Annotated in this window: 18 protein-coding genes; 16 read left to right on the top strand and 2 right to left on the bottom strand. The window is 69.5% G+C overall.

The features are described from left to right. Positions 1-7 precede the first annotated feature (7 nt). Genes AB0N89_RS11345 through AB0N89_RS11370 form a run of 6 tightly spaced genes read left to right on the top strand, consistent with a single transcriptional unit; the run spans position 8 to position 4,306 of the window. On the top strand, positions 8-442 hold the full coding sequence (locus tag AB0N89_RS11345) for a CD225/dispanin family protein (protein ID WP_364203211.1): 435 nt from the start codon (positions 8-10) through the stop codon (positions 440-442). A gap of 49 nt (positions 443-491) precedes the next feature. After that, the gene (gene recO, locus AB0N89_RS11350; RefSeq protein ID WP_038517050.1) at positions 492-1,253 is read left to right on the top strand and encodes a DNA repair protein RecO; all 762 of its coding nucleotides are present in this window, start codon (positions 492-494) and stop codon (positions 1,251-1,253) included. A gap of 39 nt (positions 1,254-1,292) precedes the next feature. Continuing rightward, positions 1,293-2,114 carry an isoprenyl transferase gene (locus AB0N89_RS11355; protein WP_364203214.1) on the top strand — a complete coding sequence of 274 codons (822 nt, stop codon included), beginning with the start codon at positions 1,293-1,295 and terminating at the stop codon, positions 2,112-2,114. Beyond that, a complete protein-coding gene (locus tag AB0N89_RS11360; RefSeq protein ID WP_364203217.1) occupies positions 2,111-2,533 on the top strand; it encodes a hypothetical protein in 423 nt (140 codons plus the stop codon). The genes AB0N89_RS11355 and AB0N89_RS11360 overlap by 4 nt, the downstream gene beginning before the upstream one ends. A 37-nt stretch (positions 2,534-2,570) precedes the next feature. Continuing rightward, complete coding sequence (locus AB0N89_RS11365) at positions 2,571-3,584, top strand: permease (RefSeq protein WP_364203220.1); 1,014 nt, start codon at positions 2,571-2,573, stop codon at positions 3,582-3,584. Then, complete coding sequence (locus tag AB0N89_RS11370) at positions 3,581-4,306, top strand: TIGR03943 family protein (protein ID WP_364203223.1); 726 nt, start codon at positions 3,581-3,583, stop codon at positions 4,304-4,306. The genes AB0N89_RS11365 and AB0N89_RS11370 overlap by 4 nt, the downstream gene beginning before the upstream one ends. Before the next feature lie 64 nt (positions 4,307-4,370). Here AB0N89_RS11370 and AB0N89_RS11375 read toward each other — a convergent pair whose 3' ends face one another. Both AB0N89_RS11375 and AB0N89_RS11380 read right to left on the bottom strand, forming a co-directional pair. Further along, positions 4,371-4,784, bottom strand: coding sequence for a Fur family transcriptional regulator (locus AB0N89_RS11375; protein WP_020629376.1), 414 nt, complete (start codon positions 4,782-4,784; stop codon positions 4,371-4,373). Between the two features lie 2 nt (positions 4,785-4,786). Further along, positions 4,787-5,206, bottom strand: coding sequence for a metalloregulator ArsR/SmtB family transcription factor (locus tag AB0N89_RS11380; RefSeq protein WP_020629375.1), 420 nt, complete (start codon positions 5,204-5,206; stop codon positions 4,787-4,789). 188 nt (positions 5,207-5,394) lie between these two features. On the opposite strand from AB0N89_RS11380, the gene AB0N89_RS11385 reads away from it, so the two are divergent. From AB0N89_RS11385 to AB0N89_RS11430, 10 genes are all read left to right on the top strand, one after another. Next, positions 5,395-6,465 (top strand): hypothetical protein, encoded by a 1,071-nt coding sequence (locus AB0N89_RS11385; protein ID WP_364203226.1) that lies wholly within the window; start codon positions 5,395-5,397, stop codon positions 6,463-6,465. Positions 6,466-6,472: 7 nt separating this feature from the next. Continuing rightward, positions 6,473-7,102 (top strand): class F sortase, encoded by a 630-nt coding sequence (locus tag AB0N89_RS11390; protein WP_364203228.1) that lies wholly within the window; start codon positions 6,473-6,475, stop codon positions 7,100-7,102. Between the two features lie 93 nt (positions 7,103-7,195). Beyond that, positions 7,196-7,858: a class F sortase gene (locus tag AB0N89_RS11395; RefSeq protein WP_364203231.1), complete on the top strand. Its 663-nt coding sequence runs from the start codon at positions 7,196-7,198 to the stop codon at positions 7,856-7,858. A gap of 91 nt (positions 7,859-7,949) precedes the next feature. Further along, positions 7,950-9,338 carry a glycine--tRNA ligase gene (locus AB0N89_RS11400; RefSeq protein ID WP_364203234.1) on the top strand — a complete coding sequence of 463 codons (1,389 nt, stop codon included), beginning with the start codon at positions 7,950-7,952 and terminating at the stop codon, positions 9,336-9,338. A 268-nt stretch (positions 9,339-9,606) separates the two neighbouring features. Then, positions 9,607-10,536, top strand: coding sequence for an ABC transporter ATP-binding protein (locus AB0N89_RS11405; RefSeq protein ID WP_364203236.1), 930 nt, complete (start codon positions 9,607-9,609; stop codon positions 10,534-10,536). Then, complete coding sequence (locus AB0N89_RS11410; RefSeq protein WP_364203239.1) at positions 10,533-11,261, top strand: ABC transporter permease; 729 nt, start codon at positions 10,533-10,535, stop codon at positions 11,259-11,261. Before AB0N89_RS11405 ends, AB0N89_RS11410 begins: the two co-directional genes overlap by 4 nt. Before the next feature lie 15 nt (positions 11,262-11,276). After that, positions 11,277-12,473, top strand: a complete 1,197-nt coding sequence (locus AB0N89_RS11415) for a sensor histidine kinase (protein WP_364203242.1) — start codon at positions 11,277-11,279, stop codon at positions 12,471-12,473. Further along, entirely contained in the window at positions 12,470-13,075 is a 606-nt protein-coding gene (locus AB0N89_RS11420) for a response regulator transcription factor (protein WP_364203244.1), read from the top strand. Before AB0N89_RS11415 ends, AB0N89_RS11420 begins: the two co-directional genes overlap by 4 nt. Before the next feature lie 32 nt (positions 13,076-13,107). Further along, complete coding sequence (locus AB0N89_RS11425; RefSeq protein WP_364203246.1) at positions 13,108-13,740, top strand: YdcF family protein; 633 nt, start codon at positions 13,108-13,110, stop codon at positions 13,738-13,740. Positions 13,741-13,778: 38 nt separating this feature from the next. Continuing rightward, positions 13,779-15,047, top strand: a complete 1,269-nt coding sequence (locus AB0N89_RS11430; protein WP_364203248.1) for a deoxyguanosinetriphosphate triphosphohydrolase — start codon at positions 13,779-13,781, stop codon at positions 15,045-15,047. Positions 15,048-15,386 lie beyond the last annotated feature (339 nt).

Below are 15,386 nucleotides of genomic sequence, written 5' to 3' on the forward strand. Positions count from 1 at the left end.
CTTCTCAATGACCAACCCCTACGGCCAGCAGCAGCCCTACGGACAGCAGCAGCCTGGCTACGGGCCGCCTTCCGGTGGCATGCCCGCTCCTTACGGCCAGCCCGCCCCCTACGGCGCGCCGTCTCCTTACGGTGCGCCGGGCGGCATGCCCGGTGGCGGTGGCGACATCAACGCCATCAAGGACTACAAGGGCTGGGCGATCGGCTGCATCTTCCTCTGCTGGATCATCGCGATCTTCGCGATCATGAAGTCCAACGAGGTCAACACCTACAAGATGCAGGGCAACTACGCCGCCGCCGCGGACGCGTCGAGGTCGACGAGGACCATGTGCATGATCGCTTCGATCATCGGTGGTCTCGGCTGTCTCTTCGCCATCGTGATGATCATCGTCTCGATCGTCGCGGCCGCTTCCGTGCCCAGCTGCTACGGCCGCTACTGCTGATTCCGGGGCGCACCACCCCGATGTCGGTCCCGGGTGGGACGATGTCGGGGTGGTGAACCTCTATCGCGACACCGGAGTGGTGTTGCGGACGCACAAGCTGGGTGAGGCCGACCGGATCGTCACCCTGCTCACGCGGCGGCACGGCAAGGTCCGTGCGGTCGCGAAGGGCGTGCGTCGGACGTCATCGCGTTTCGGGGCGCGGCTGGAGCCGTTCGGGCACGTCGACGTCCAGTTCTACACGGGCCGTTCGCTCGACGTGATCACCCAGGTCGAGACGGTCGACGCGTTCGCGCTGCCGCTGGTGGCCGACTACCAGCGCTACACCGCCGCGAGCGCCATCGCCGAGACGGCGGACCGGCTGTCCGCCGAAGAGGGCGAGCCGGTGCTCAAGCTCTACATGCTCGTCGTCGGAGCCCTCCGGGCGCTCGCGGGCGGCGAACGGGACAGTTCCCTCATTCTCGACGCCTTCTTCCTGCGGGCCATGGCCTACGCGGGATGGGCGCCCGCGATCACCGAATGCGCCCGCTGCGGCCTGCCTGGCCCGCACAAGGCGTTCAGCGTGTCGGCCGGTGGCTCGATGTGCCCGGATTGCCGGGTTCCCGGCTGCGTCCACCCGTCCCAAGAGGTCTTGACCCTGCTCGCCGCGCTCCTGCACGGCGAGTGGCCGGTCGCCGAAGCGTCGCTGCCGGTGCCGCGGCGGGACGCGTCCGGCCTGGTCGCGGCGCATCTGCAGTGGCATCTGGAGCGCCAGTTGCGCTCGCTGCCGCTGGTGGAGAGGCGTGCGCGGGAGACCACTACTCCGGCGCAGTAGGGTCGCAGTCACGGATTCACTCGATCAGGAGGCTCGAAGGTGCTGCGCAGGGGACGCGAGAACAAGGCGTCACAATTCGAACTTCGCGCGCCGGAGCCGCATCCGTCCGGTGCCCGGCCGCCGGAGATCCCTCAGGAACTCCTCCCGAAGCACGTGGCGCTGGTGATGGACGGCAACGGCCGCTGGGCCAACCAGCGCGGGCTGCCGCGGATCGAGGGCCACAAACGCGGCGAAGCGGTGATGATCGACGTCGCCAGCGGCGCCGTGGAGCTGGGCGTCAAATGGCTGTCGGTGTACGCGTTCTCCACCGAGAACTGGAAACGGAGCCCGGAAGAGGTCCGCTTCCTGATGGGCTTCAACCGCGACACCATCCGCCGCCAGGTCGACTACCTCGGTTCGATCGGCGTCCGCATCCGCTGGGCGGGCCGCCGTCCCAAGCTGTGGGCGAGCGTCATCAAGGAACTCCAGGTCGCCGAAGAGAAGACCAAGAACAACACGGCGCTGAACATGACCATGTGCGTCAACTACGGCGGCCGCGCCGAACTGGGCGACGCCATGCGCCGGATCGCCCAGGACGTCGCCGACGGGAAGCTGAACCCGGACAAGGTCACCGAGAAGACCATCGGGAAGTACCTGTACCAGCCCGACATGCCGGACGTGGACCTGTTCCTGCGGCCGTCGGGGGAGCAGCGGACGTCGAACTTCTTGCTCTGGCAGTCGGCCTACGCCGAGATGGTCTACCAGGACACACTGTTCCCGGACTTCGACCGCACCCACCTGTGGCGGGCCTGCCTCGAGTTCGCGAAACGGGACCGCCGCTTCGGCGGGGCCATCGACAAGGCTTCCGAAGGGACCTCATGACCACCGAAGCAGCGGACACGGCGGCGTTGCTGACGTCGGCACGGGAAGCCCTGGAGCGCTATCTCGAAGTCCACGTCGACGACGACGGCGCGCTGACCTTCTCGCACGCGGACGTCCCGTGCGTCATCCAGGCGACCCGGCTGGCCGAAGGGCTGACCGTGCTGAGCCTGACCTGCGTCGTCGCCTGGGATCTGCCGGACGACCCGGCGATCGCGGCCTCGGCCGCCGAACGGGCCGGGCAGGGCCTGTTCGGGACGCTCGGGGTCGTGCGCTCGGAGAAGGGGATCGACATCACGCTGAGGTACGCGTTCCCGGCCGAGGGCATGGACCCCTCGCCGCTCGGGACGCTGCTCATGCTGGTCGTGTCGACCGCTTCGCAGCTGCGTTCCGACCTGCTGGGCACCACCCCCGGGGACTGACCGCCGGGACACAGGGTCACCTGGCATTATTTCGCGCATGGAAACCATTTCCAAGAGCGCCCCGGAGAAGCCTGCCCGGCGGTTCAAGATCACCTCGATCGAGGTGCTCTGCGCGATCCTGCTGATCGCGATCCTCGGGCAGAGCTGGCTCCAGCAGGTGTTCGACGTGCCCGCGCTGCGGACCGGCTCGACGGTGTTCGTCGCCGTGTGCGTCCAGGCGCTGCCGTTCCTGGTGCTCGGGGTGCTGATCAGCGGCGCGATCGCGGCGTTCGTGCCCGCGCGGGTGCTGGAGAAGGTGCTTCCCCGCCGGGCGGGCGCGGCGGTCGGCGTCGCGGGACTGGCCGGTGTCGCCCTGCCGGGTTGTGAATGCGCTTCGGTGCCTGTCGCGCGGCGGTTGATCGGCCAGGGCGTCGCGCCCGCGGCCGCGCTGACGTTCCTGCTGGCCGCGCCCGCGGTGAACCCGGTGGTCCTGGTCGCCACGGCGGTGGCGTTCCCCGGGAACCCGGAGATGGTGTTCGCCCGGTTCGCCGGTTCGCTTGCCACGGCGATGGTGATGGGCTGGCTGTGGGCGAAGTGGGGCAAGCTCGACTGGATCGCGGAGCGGGCGCTGCGGCGCATGCCGGACGTCCAGCACGGTTCGCGATGGAAGACCTTCGCCGAGACCGCGCGGGCGGATCTGGTCGAGGCGGGCGGGTTCCTCGTGCTCGGCGCGATGATCGCCGCCGCGATGAACGTGCTGGTGCCCGCCAAGTGGTTCGGGGTGCTGGGGGAGCAGATCGTGCTCGGGGTGCTGGTGATGGCCGTGCTCGCCGTCGTCCTGGCCCTGTGCAGTGAGGCCGACGCCTTCGTCGCCGCGTCGCTGACCGCGATGCCGCTGCTGCCGAAACTGGTGTTCCTCGTGGTCGGGCCCGCGATCGACGTGAAGCTGTTCGCCCTGCAGACCGGTACCTTCGGCAAGTCGTTCGCGCTGCGGTTCGCGCCGGTGACGTTCGTCGTCGCGCTGTCCTGCGCCGTCGTGTCGGGCGTGCTCATCCTGGGAGGTGGCGCGTGAAACGCGAGACCCAGAACATCCTGCTGATCCTGCTCGGCGGGGCGCTGCTCAAGATCACCGTCAACGGTGACTACCTGCGCTACGTCAAGCCCGCGCAACAGCCGTGGATCATCGCCGGCGGCGCGATCATGGTCGCGCTGGGCGCGGTCGCGATCGTCCGCGACCTGCTGGCCGCGCGGGCCGCCGCCGTCGTCTCCGGAGACGTCCACGCGCACGAGCACAACACCCGTTCGGCCTGGCTGCTGATGGTCCCGGTGCTGGCCGTCTTCCTGGTCGCGCCGCCCGCGCTGGGCGCCGATTCGGTGACCCGGACCGAGGCCAGGGCGCCGCAAAGCGCTTCGGCGAGCAACGCCGCGGCCTTCCCCCCGCTCCCTGCCGGTGACGTGGTGCCACTGGAGGTCAACGACTTCGTCAGCCGGGCCGGCTGGGACAAGAGCGGGACGCTGAACGGGCGCACGGTGCGGCTGTCGGGGTTCGTCGTGCACAACGAGGGCAACACGATGCTGGCCAGGATGGTCATCGGCTGCTGCGCGGCCGACGCCTTCCCGATCACCGTGCGGCTGGTGGGCGAGGGCGCGTCGGGTTTCGGCAACGACACCTGGCTGGAAGTGACCGGGACCGTCGTGCCGGGGACGGCGGTCCGGGAGAACAGCTACATGCCGGACTTGACGCTCACCTCGGTGCGGCAGGTGCCGGCGCCGAAGGACCCCTACGAGTACTGACCGGATGTCATGAAAGGGTCGTTCAGGACATTTTTCGTCCTGAACGACCCTTTCATGACACTCGTCAGTGGTTCGAGCAGGTCCCGACGATCTCCACGGTGTGGCTGATGTCGGAGAAGCCGTGCTCGGAAGCGATCTTCTCGGCCCACCGCTCGACCGCGGGCCCCTCCACCTCGACGGTGCTCCCGCAGAGGCGGCACACCAGGTGATGGTGGTGGTGCGACGAGCAGCGCCGGTAGATGGCCTCACCGGTGTCGGTGCGCAGGACGTCGATCTCACCGGCCTCCGAGAGCGACTGCAGCGTCCGGTACACCGTGGTGAGCCCGATGCCGTCGCCGCGTTTGCGCAGCTCGTCGTGCAGTTCCTGGGCGGAACGGAAGTCGTCGATCTCCTTGAGCAGCTCGACCACGGCGGCCCGCTGTTTCGTCGACCGGCGTCCCGGCACCGGCGCGGAACTGTTGGCCGTCGTCGGACTCATGCTCACTTCCCCTCCTGAACGTGGGCTACGGCGTCCACCACGATATGCGCAAGGTGATCGTCGACCAGCCGGTACACCACCTCACGGCCGCGTCGCTCACCCTGTACGACACCCGCCGTCTTGAGCACCCGCAGGTGCTGGCTGATCAGCGGCTGCGCCACATCGAGTGTGTCCACCAATTCGTGTACGCACCGGTCCGCGTTACGCAGCTGCAGGACGATGGCGATGCGCACGGGCGCGGCGAGGGCCCTGAGCAGGTCGCCGGCGTCCGCGAGGACGGCGGCCGAGGCCGACGCGGCGGGTTCGGCGAGGGGGCGGGCCGCCGAATGCGGCCCGGGGTCTTCCGTGAAGCCCGGGGCGGCCGAGTCCGGGGTCACCGTAGCCATCGCCGCCTCCATGTCCATCATGATTTCCGAAGTCATTGCCAGTAACAGTCGAGTCCATCTTAGTGTTCCCGCCCGAGGTGGTCTGTTCGCCGACCGGGCGACCACTTGGCGGCGACGTTACTGCTCCATTCGGGTGACTTCGCTGAGAAATGACCATTCCACTTCGCATGTCGTCGCCAACGGTGCAAGGTTGTCGCGAGGGCTGAGGGAGGCAGTGGGGAGAAATGACTCGTTTCGTGACGAAGCTGGCCGCCGCGACGGCGGCCGTAGCTTTGGCGTCGGTCCCGGGGTTCGCCTCCGCGCAGACGACGCAGGCCGTCGATGAGAAGACCGGTCCCGTGTCGTTCGCGAACGTGGCGTCGGTGCGCATCGGGAACCCGGGATCGCTGGTCACCGAGACCCAGCGGTCGCCGCTGACGCCCGGTCAGTCCAAGCTCTCCCCGGATCGCACCCAGGTTCCCCGTGACCAGGGCGAGAAGAACACCTTCGGCGACAAATGGGACATCAACCTGGGCCGCTACGGCGCCGACAACCCGTACCCGGCCGGGATCGCCGGCCGCGACCACAACGTGATCGCCGCGCTGCAGCAGACCACCGTCCCGACGGCGGTCGCGGAGAGCAACTACGCCCTGATCGACAACGGGCGCGGCGGCGCGAAGTCCGCCGACAACACCGTGTTGGTGCTCGAAGGCGCGAAGAGCTCCGTCGACTGCGCCTCGCCCAGCAAGGCGACGTCGTCGACGAGCGTCGAGAAGATCTGGGTGCGGGACCAGAGCGGCGCGCTGAAGCCGGCCGGTGCTTCGGGGATCGACGTCAAGGGGCTGACACTGGGCCCGCCGTCGGTCGTCAAGAACGAGAACATCGACAAGGGCAAGACGACTTCCGACCTGACCGTGTCCCGGGTGACCGCGTTCGACCAGCTCATCCGGCAGGACGGCTGGCGCAACGGCGACGTCACCGCGGTGGCGGGCTGGAAACTGGACATCGTCACGCACGTGCGCGACGGGGCGGGCAAGGACCTGCGTGAGGCCCGTACGACGATCGTGCTCGGCGGCGTGAGCTGCGGGATCCCGAAGAACTTCACGGCGAAGCCCGCGGGCGGGACCGGACCGGGCGCGGCGCCCGAGCAGCCCGCGGTGCCGGGAACGGTCCCCGCGGGCGGCATCCCGCCGCAGGCAGAGGACTCGACGCGGACCGTGGTCGGACTCGGGCTGCTGGGCGGCGGTATCGTGATCGGCGCCGCGACCATGTTGCTCCTCCGTCGCCGCAAACCCGTCCCGGTGCGGGAGAAGTAGCGGCCCGGTGCGGACCTGGCTGGCGGGACTCTCCGCCGTCGTCTGCGCGCTCGCCATCTCCGCGGGCGTGATCGTGCTGACCTGGATCCCGCCGGAACCCGCGGTCCCGGTGGCCGAACCCCCGGTCATGCCGGGGGAGGACGGCGCCCCCTTGGTGCTGCCCGCCGACAACGCGAAGCGTGGCCAGCGCCCCGGCACCATCCGGCTGCCGGACGGTGGATCGGCGAAGCTCGTCCGCTCCGAGGTCAACTCCGACGGCACCCTCCCGATCCCGCGCGGCCTCGGCGACGCGGCCTGGTGGGGTGCGCGGCTCGGCGCCGAAGCGGGTACCGCGCTGATCTCCGGGCACGTCAACTGGGGCGGCGTCAAAGGGCCGTTCGACGAGCTGTGGCGGATGCGGGAAGGCCAGGAGGTCGCCGTCAGCGACGCCGCGGGCGGGATCTGGGTCTACCGCGTCCGCGAGGTCGTCACCCTGCACAAGAACGATCTGCCCGCGCAGGCGGCGAAGCTGTTCACGCAGAGCGGGCCGCATCGGCTGGTGCTGGTCACCTGCGGCGGCGACTATCTCGGCGGGACGGACGGCTACCGCGACAACCGCGTCATCGTCGCTACTCCCGTCTCCGGACCACCCGCCTGACGCGGAAGTCGGTGCAACCCCTCTCGGCTCACGTCGCGTGTCTAGCGACACCGGCCGCTCCGGCGGCTTGACGCGAGCAAGGAGTAGTACCCGATGGTGGGACAGTTCGACGACGGCACGGCGAGCGCGGAGCAGCCGAAGAAGCGCTCCAAGCTGGGGTTGATCCTCGCCGGCGCCGCGATCTTCGTGGTGGCGGCCGTGGTCGCGGTGCTGATGTTCGCCGGAAAGAGTGACCCGGTCGTCGCGGCCGCGCAGGATCAGGCGAACACGTCCGCGGCGCAGCCGTCGCAGGCCCCGCTCGAGACGGGCCAAGCGCCCGGCACGGTCAAACTTCCCGGCGGCGGCACGGCGAAACTGATCCGCAAGGAGCTGACCGCGGACGGGACCCTGCCCATCCCCGAGGGGCTCGACGAAGCCACCTGGTGGGGCGCGAAACTCGGCGCCGAGCAGGGCGCTTCCCTGCTTTCCGGGCACGTGAACTGGAAGGGCAAGAAGGGCCCGTTCGACGAATTGTGGCGGCTCAAGACCGGTCAGGAGGTCGACCTCGTCGACACCGACGGCGGCAAGTGGGTCTACAAGATCAGCGAGATCGTCACCGTGCACAAGACGAAGCTGGCCGAGCAGTCGGAAAAGCTGTTCGGGCCGGACGGACCGCACCGGCTGGTCCTGGTCACCTGTGGTGGCGAATACGTCGGCGGGACCGACGGTTACGAGGACAACCGCATCGTCACCGCCTCGTTGGTCACCCGCCCCTGAGCGGTCCGACCTCGCCGGAGGCCGCGCGGGGGCGGGCGGTTAGGCTTGTCCTTCTAACCCATACCCGTCCCCGCATGCTTCGGAGCGTGGAGTGCCCGCCAACACCATTGAGACCGTCGTCAGCCTGTGCAAGCGTCGAGGCTTCGTTTTCCCGTGTGGAGAGATCTACGGCGGTACCAAGTCGGCGTGGGACTACGGGCCCCTCGGTGTCGAACTCAAGGACAACATCAAGCGCCAGTGGTGGAAGACCGTCGTGCAGAGCCGGGACGACGTCGTCGGCCTCGACTCCTCGGTCATCCTGCCGCGCCAGGTCTGGAGCGCGTCGGGTCACCTCGACGTCTTCACCGACCCGCTGATCGAATGCCTGTCCTGTCACAAGCGTTTCCGCGCCGACCAGCTGGCCGAGGACTTCTCCGCCCGCTCGGGCAAGGAGGTGTCCGAGGACGACCTGTCCGAGGTCCCGTGCCCGAACTGCGGCACCCGCGGGCAGTACACCGCGCCGCGTGACTTCAACATGATGCTGAAGACCTACCTCGGCCCGGTCGAGTCCGAGGAAGGCGTGCACTACCTCCGCCCGGAGACCGCGCAGGGTATCTTCATCAACTTCCTCAACGTGCAGACCGCGGCGCGCAAGAAGCCGCCGTTCGGCATCGGCCAGATCGGCAAGTCGTTCCGGAACGAGATCACGCCGGGCAACTTCATCTTCCGCACGCGGGAGTTCGAGCAGATGGAGATGGAGTTCTTCGTCGAGCCGGGCGAGGACGAGACCTGGCACCAGTACTGGATCGACGCGCGCACCGAGTGGTACAAGGACCTCGGCATCAAGGCGGACAACCTCCGCCTGTACGAGCACCCGAAGGAAAAGCTCTCCCACTACTCGAAGCGCACCGTCGACATCGAATACCGCTTCGCGTTCAACGCGGGCCAGGAGTGGGGCGAGCTCGAGGGCATCGCGAACCGCACCGACTTCGACCTCACGACGCACTCGAACCACTCCGGCGTCGACCTGTCGTTCTTCGACCAGGCCACGAAGCAGCGGTTCCGCCCGTTCGTCATCGAGCCCGCGGCCGGTGTCGGCCGGTCGATGATGGCGTTCCTCGTCGACGCCTACCACGAGGAAGAGGTGCCGAACGCCAAGGGCAGCACCGACACCCGCGCGGTGCTCAAGCTGGACTACCGGCTCGCGCCGTTCAAGGTCGCTGTCCTCCCGCTGTCCCGCAACGCCGACCTCACGCCGAAGGCGCGCGACGTCGCGGCGGCGCTGCGCAAGCACTGGAACGTCGACTTCGACGACGCCGGCGCCATCGGCCGCCGCTACCGGCGCCAGGACGAGATCGGGACGCCGTACTGCGTCACCGTCGACTTCGACTCGCTCAACGACCACGCGGTGACCGTGCGGGAGCGCGACACCATGGCGCAGGAGCGGGTCGCGATCGACAAGCTGGAGTCCTACCTGGCGGGTCGGCTGATCGGCTGCTGACGCCCCCTTCACGTACGTATTGAAGTGTCCTTATGGGATGCCCAAGTCCGTGAAGGCCTCCTTGAGGGACCCAGAGTCCCTCAAGGAGGCCTTCACGGACCGGTGTCGGCGGGTGATGAGCGGGTCTTGCGGTCCTCAGGGGCGACACCGAGGCTGGCGTGCGACCGAACACGCCCCCCACTGGAACGCCCCACCCCTGACAACTGTCACCCCCAGGTCATGACGCGCGGCCCACGGCCGGAACGCCTGAGCGCGACAAGCTCTAGGCATGCGAGAACAAGACATCACCGCGGGGGCGGCGGTACGACTTTCCGGCCTGCGTAAGCACTACGGCGACGTCCACGCCGTCGACGGCCTGGACCTCACGATCGCGCCGGGCGAGGTGGTCGCCCTCCTCGGCCCCAACGGCGCGGGCAAATCCACCACGGTCGACATGATCCTGGGCCTGTCCGTGCCCGACAGCGGCACCGTGACCGTGTTCGGGCGGAAGCCGGGCGAGGCGGTCGGCGACGGGATGATCGGCGCGATGCTGCAGGGCGGCGCGCTCGTCGAGGATCTCACGGTCGCCGAGACCGTCGGCATGGTCGCCGCGCTGCACCGCAAGCCGATGCCGGTGCGCGAGGCGCTGCGCCGCGCCGGGATCGAGGACATCGCGAACCGGCGCTCCACCAAGCTTTCCGGTGGGCAGAAGCAGCGCGTGCGGTTCGCGGTCGCGCTGGTGAGCGATCCCGACCTGCTGATCCTCGACGAGCCGACCGCCGCGATGGACGTCGGCACGCGCCGCGAGTTCTGGAAGTCCATGTACGAGTACACGAACTCCGGCCGCACCGTCCTCTTCGCGACCCACTACCTCGAAGAGGCCGAAGAGTTCGCCGACCGTGTCGTGCTGATGCGGTCGGGGCGGATCGTCGCGGACGGTTCGGTCGCGCAGGTGCGTGCGCTGGCAGGGGGGCGCACGATCCGCGCGGCGGTGCCCGCGGCGGCGGAGCCGGTGATCGCGGGGCTGCCCGCGGTCACCGGGTTCGAACTCCGGGGTGGCCGCGTCGCGATCTCCAGTTCCGATTCCGACACCACGCTCCGCGCGCTGATGACCGAAGTCCCCGAAGCGCACGACATCGAGATCAGCGCTGTCGGCCTCGAAGGCGCGTTCCTTTCCCTGACCACCGACACGGAAAACACCGAGGAAGCCGTCCGATGAACCTGACCTATCTCAAGACCGAGATCGTCCGCACCTTCCGTTCGACGCGGTTCGTGCTCTTCGCCGTCGCTTTCCCGGTGCTGATGTTCCTGTTGCAGGCCAACGTTTTCGGCTCCGCCGACGTGAACATCGCCGGGGTGATCATGGTCAACATGATGGCGTTCGGCACCTTCTCCGCCGCGATGACGAGCGGCGCGAAACTGGCTCTCGAACGGTCCACGGGCTGGCAGCGCCAGCTGCGGCTGACCCCGCTGACCGGCGCCGGTTATCTCGGCGGCAAGGCGCTCTCGGCGATGCTCGTGGCCCTTCCCGGACTGCTCCTCGTGCCGCTGATCGGGGTCCTGGTCCAGGGGGTCCACCTCGACGCCGCCGGCTGGATGCGGCTGGTGTTCGGCATCTGGCTCGGGGCGATCCCGCTGGTCCTGCTCGGTCTGCTGCTGGGCCAGTTCGGCACCCCGGAGTCGATGCAGCCGCTGAACATGATCGTCATGATGGGCATGGGTTTCCTGGGCGGCCTGTGGATCCCGATCGACGGGATGCCGTCGTGGATGGCGGACATCGCCCAGGTGACGCCGACGTACTGGCTGATCCAGCTGGTCCGCCCGGTCGTCACCGACCATCTCACGGTGAGTCTCCCGGCCGCCCTGGGCGTGCTGGCGGCGTGGACCGCGGTCCTCGGGGTGCTGGTGGTCAGGCGTTACCGTAAAGACAGTGCGCGGGTCTGAGAAAAAGGTGAACCGGTGAGCGACTACCCGGGCAGGGTGACGACGGGCTTGAACAGCCGTGAGAACTGGTGGGCGGACATGCCGCCGCGGACCGGCCGGGGACCCCGGCCGGGCCGGTGGGGCGTGCTCGGTCTCCTGTTCGTCCTGCCGCTGCTCATCCCCGCCGCGCTCACCCTGTTCTCCTCCGGGCGGACCTGGGCGGACGTGCTGGTCATCCTGTTGCTGATCGCCTATTCCGCCTGCTACGTGCTGTTCCCGCTGGTGCTCCGCCCGTCCCGGCGGAGGGTGACCTACACCCTCTCCGCGTCGATGCTGCTCATCGGTCTGGTCCTGACCTTCCTGTCCGACACCAACCCGTACGTGCTGATCTACGCGACGGCGGTGCTGGCCTTCACCCTGCCGCCGGCGTGGGCGCTGATCCTGGACAGCGGGGCGCTGCTGCTGATCCTGGTCGTCCACCTCTTCCAGGGGCGGGACGACTTCGGGGATCTCATCGCGGTCACCTCGATCACGGCGGCGATGTTCTTCATGGCGAACCTCGTCCGCGCGGTGCGGAAACTGGAGGCGGCGAACGAGGAGATCGCGACGCTCGCGGTCGCGGGGGAACGCGAGCGCCTGGCGCGGGATCTGCACGACATCCTGGGTCACAGCCTCACCACCATCACGGTCAAGGCCGGGCTCGCCCGCCGGATCCTCGAAGGCGGCAAGGACGATCCCCGCGCGCTGCAGGAGATCACCGACGTCGAGAACCTGACCCGTAGCGCGCTCTCGGACATCCGCGCCACGGTGTCCGAATATCGCGAGGTGTCCCTTTCGGCGGAGGTCGCCGGAGCCCGGGCGGCGCTGCGGGCGGCCGAGATCGACGCGGACCTGCCGCACGCGGTGGACAACGTCGACCCCGCCTTGCAGCGGACCTTCGGCTACGTGCTGCGGGAGGCGGTCACCAACGTGCTCCGGCATTCCGGGGCGAAGCGGGTCAAGGTCCGGCTCGGCAAGACCTGGCTGGAGATCGAGGACGACGGCGACGGCGGCGAGGTCCTGGCGGGGAACGGCCTGCGCGGTCTCAAAGAACGCTTGGACGCGGTCGGCGGAACCTTGACCGCCACCGCGCCTTCTGGGGGAGGATGGCTCGTCCGCGCGGAGGTACCGGAATCCGCCGTGCGGAGCGGCGCACGCGCGCCGCTCACCGAACCCGCTGGAGGCTGCGCGTGATCCGGGTCCTGCTCGCCGACGACCAGGCCATGGTGCGTGGGGCGTTGGCCACCGTGCTCGGCCTCGAAACCGACATCGAGGTGGTCGCCCAGGTCGGCTCGGGCGACGAGGTGCTTCACCGGGCGAAGGAGACCGCCCCGGACGTCGCGTTGCTCGACGTGCAGATGCCGGGAAAGGACGGCCTCGAAGCCGCCGCCGAGCTGCACGTCGCGCTGCCGTCGTGCCGGATCATCATCTGCACCACCTTCGGCAGGCCGGGTTACCTCTCCCGGGCGATGGCGGCGGGCGCGGCGGGATTCGTGGTCAAGGACGCGCCGCCGGAGCAGCTCGTCGACGCCGTCCGAAGAGTCCACAGTGGACTCCGCGTGGTCGATCCCGCGCTCGCCGCCGAATCGCTCGCCACCGGCGCGAGCCCGCTGACCGGACGCGAGCACGACGTCCTCAAAGCGGCCAAGGACGGCAGCACGGTGGCCGACATCGCGGGTGCGCTGCACCTTTCCGAAGGCACTGTGCGGAACCATCTTTCGGCCGCGATCGGCAAGACCGGGGCGAGGACGCGGGCCGAGGCGGTGCGGCTCGCGGAAGAGCACGGCTGGCTCTGAGATCGACTCGCGGCTCTGCGAGAATCACCGGCGTGAGTACCGCCGAACGGACCAAGCCCACCCGCGCGAACCGGGTGCGCCGGACCCTGGCGGGGTTCCTGCTGATCGTCGTCGCGGTGATCGGCGGGACGGCGTTCCGCGTCTGGCAGGTCGCGCGGGAGGACGTGCGTGACCGTGCCGACGTGATCGTGGTCCTCGGCGCGGCCCAGTACAACGGCAGGCCGTCGGAGATCTTCCAGTCACGGCTGGCCAAGGCGAAGACGCTGTACGACCAGGGCGTCGCGAAGGTCATCGTCACCGCGGGCGGCAAGCGGGCCGACGACAACTACACCGAGGCGCAGGCCGGCGCGCAGTGGCTGCGCAAACGCGGCGTGCCCGAGTCGGCGACACTGCCGGTCGGCGAGGGCAGCGACACTCTGCGCAGCCTGCGCGCTGTCGCCGATCAGGTGCAGAAGCGGGGCTGGAAGACCGCGGTGCTGGTCAGCGACCCGTGGCATTCGTTCCGCGCGCGGGTGATGGCCGACGACCTCGGTCTGGAGGCGTGGACGTCGCCCACCCACAGCGGCCCGATCGTGCAGACCCGCGAGACACAGGCGCGCTACATCGTCCGGGAGACCGGTGCGCTGCTGTACTACCGCCTCACGAGGTTCCCGGCGGAGGTCTGAACCCGCTCAGTGTCGGTGATCGCGTTTAAGCTGGTCGCGTGGACACCTACACCGAAGCCGACAGGGCGCGTCTGCTGCCCGAGCGGCCCAAGGGCGCGGCGCTGGAGGGCGCGGAGGACGGGCGGAGCGCCTTCGCCCGCGATCGCGCGCGGGTGCTGCACTCGGCGGCCCTGCGGCGGCTGGCGGGCAAGACCCAGGTGGTCGGCCCCGGTGAGGGCGCCGAGGTCAGCGGCGTGCCCCGCACCCGGCTGACGCATTCGCTGGAGGTCGCGCAGATCGGCCGGGGCATCGCGGACGAGCTGGGCGCGGACCCGGACCTGGTGGACACCGCCGGGCTCGCGCACGACATCGGGCATCCGCCGTTCGGGCACAACGGCGAGCGCGCGCTGAACGAGGTCGCGCAGCCGTGCGGCGGTTTCGAGGGCAACGCGCAGACGTTGCGGATCCTGACCAGGCTGGAGCCCAAGGTCCTGCTCGAAGGCGGTGCCGTCGGCGGGCTGAACCTTACCCGCGCCTGCCTCGACGCTTCGACGAAGTACCCGTGGCCACGTGAAGAGGGCAATCCGAAGTACGGCGTCTACGCCGACGACGCCGAGGTGTTCGCGTGGGTCCGCTCGGGCGCGCCGGACCGCCGCACCTGTCTGGAAGCGCAGATCATGGACTGGTCCGACGACGTCGCCTACTCCGTGCACGACGTCGAGGACGGGGTGCTCGCGGGCCGGATCTCGTTGCGGGTACTGGCCGACGCCGAGGAGCGCGCGGCGGTGGCCGAGGCCGCGCGGCGGTTCTCGGACCAGTCGCAGTCCACTTTGGAGGGTGCGGCGAAGGAACTGCTCGACCTGCCCGTGGTCGCGGAACTCACCGAACCCGGGCTCGACGGATCGCTCAAAGCGCAGGTCGCGCTGAAGCGGCTGACGAGCGAGCTGGTCGGCCGGTTCGCGACGGCGGTCGTCGGCGCGACCCGGGAGGTGCACGGCGAGGGCCCGCTGAGCCGGTACAGCGCGCGGCTGGTCGTCCCGGAGCAGGTCGCGGCCGAGGTCGCGTTGTTCAAGGCGCTCGCGCTGCGGTATGTGATGAGCGACAAACGGCGTCTCGCGATGCAGGACGGCCAGCGTCAGACGCTCGCCGAACTGGTCGGTGCGCTGTGCCGCCGCGCGCCGGACGCGCTGGACGGCCTGTTCCTGCCCGCGTGGGAGGCCGCCCCGGACGACGCGGCCCGCCTGCGCGTGGTCGTCGACCAGGTGGCGTCGCTCACGGACGCCCAGGCCTACGCGTGGCACGCCTGGCACACCGGCCGCCACGGCTGAGTCGTGAGTGGCCCTTCGGGTTGGAACCCGAGGGGGAACCGCCGGGCGCGGGGAAAGGCAAGGGTGTCGTGCTCGCCGCTCGCGCGCTTGCCAGCTTCGGGTGCCGTGAAAGCCACTTTCGCGACATCTGACGTCCCGAAAGTGGCTTTCGCGACGTTGGGCGCTGCCGTCGGACGCTGGGTCGGGGTGGTCGTGAGTGGCAAGTAGGGCGTCGGTACAAGTGGTCGTGAGTGGCGATTCGGGTTGTCGGGGGCGCCGGCGGCGAAGAACGCGGCGATCCTGGCGTACTCGTCCTCCGGGAGCTCCCGGCGCAGGAGCATGAGCACGGTCCGGTTGACG

Origin of the sequence: Amycolatopsis sp. NPDC089917 (assembly GCF_040684635.1) — a bacterium.
GTDB lineage: Bacteria > Actinomycetota > Actinomycetes > Mycobacteriales > Pseudonocardiaceae > Amycolatopsis.

Excerpts from the sequence above, each read along its gene's own strand:
- AB0N89_RS11345 (WP_364203211.1), top strand. The coding sequence starts at position 8 with ATGACCAACCCCTACGGCCAGCAGCAGCCCTACGGACAGCAGCAGCCT.
- AB0N89_RS11360 (WP_364203217.1), top strand. The coding sequence starts at position 2,111 with ATGACCACCGAAGCAGCGGACACGGCGGCGTTGCTGACGTCGGCACGG.
- AB0N89_RS11365 (WP_364203220.1), top strand. The coding sequence starts at position 2,571 with ATGGAAACCATTTCCAAGAGCGCCCCGGAGAAGCCTGCCCGGCGGTTC.
- AB0N89_RS11375 (WP_020629376.1), bottom strand. The coding sequence starts at position 4,784 with ATGAGTCCGACGACGGCCAACAGTTCCGCGCCGGTGCCGGGACGCCGG.
- AB0N89_RS11380 (WP_020629375.1), bottom strand. The coding sequence starts at position 5,206 with ATGACTTCGGAAATCATGATGGACATGGAGGCGGCGATGGCTACGGTG.
- AB0N89_RS11385 (WP_364203226.1), top strand. The coding sequence starts at position 5,395 with ATGACTCGTTTCGTGACGAAGCTGGCCGCCGCGACGGCGGCCGTAGCT.
- AB0N89_RS11395 (WP_364203231.1), top strand. The coding sequence starts at position 7,196 with ATGGTGGGACAGTTCGACGACGGCACGGCGAGCGCGGAGCAGCCGAAG.
- AB0N89_RS11405 (WP_364203236.1), top strand. The coding sequence starts at position 9,607 with ATGCGAGAACAAGACATCACCGCGGGGGCGGCGGTACGACTTTCCGGC.
- AB0N89_RS11410 (WP_364203239.1), top strand. The coding sequence starts at position 10,533 with ATGAACCTGACCTATCTCAAGACCGAGATCGTCCGCACCTTCCGTTCG.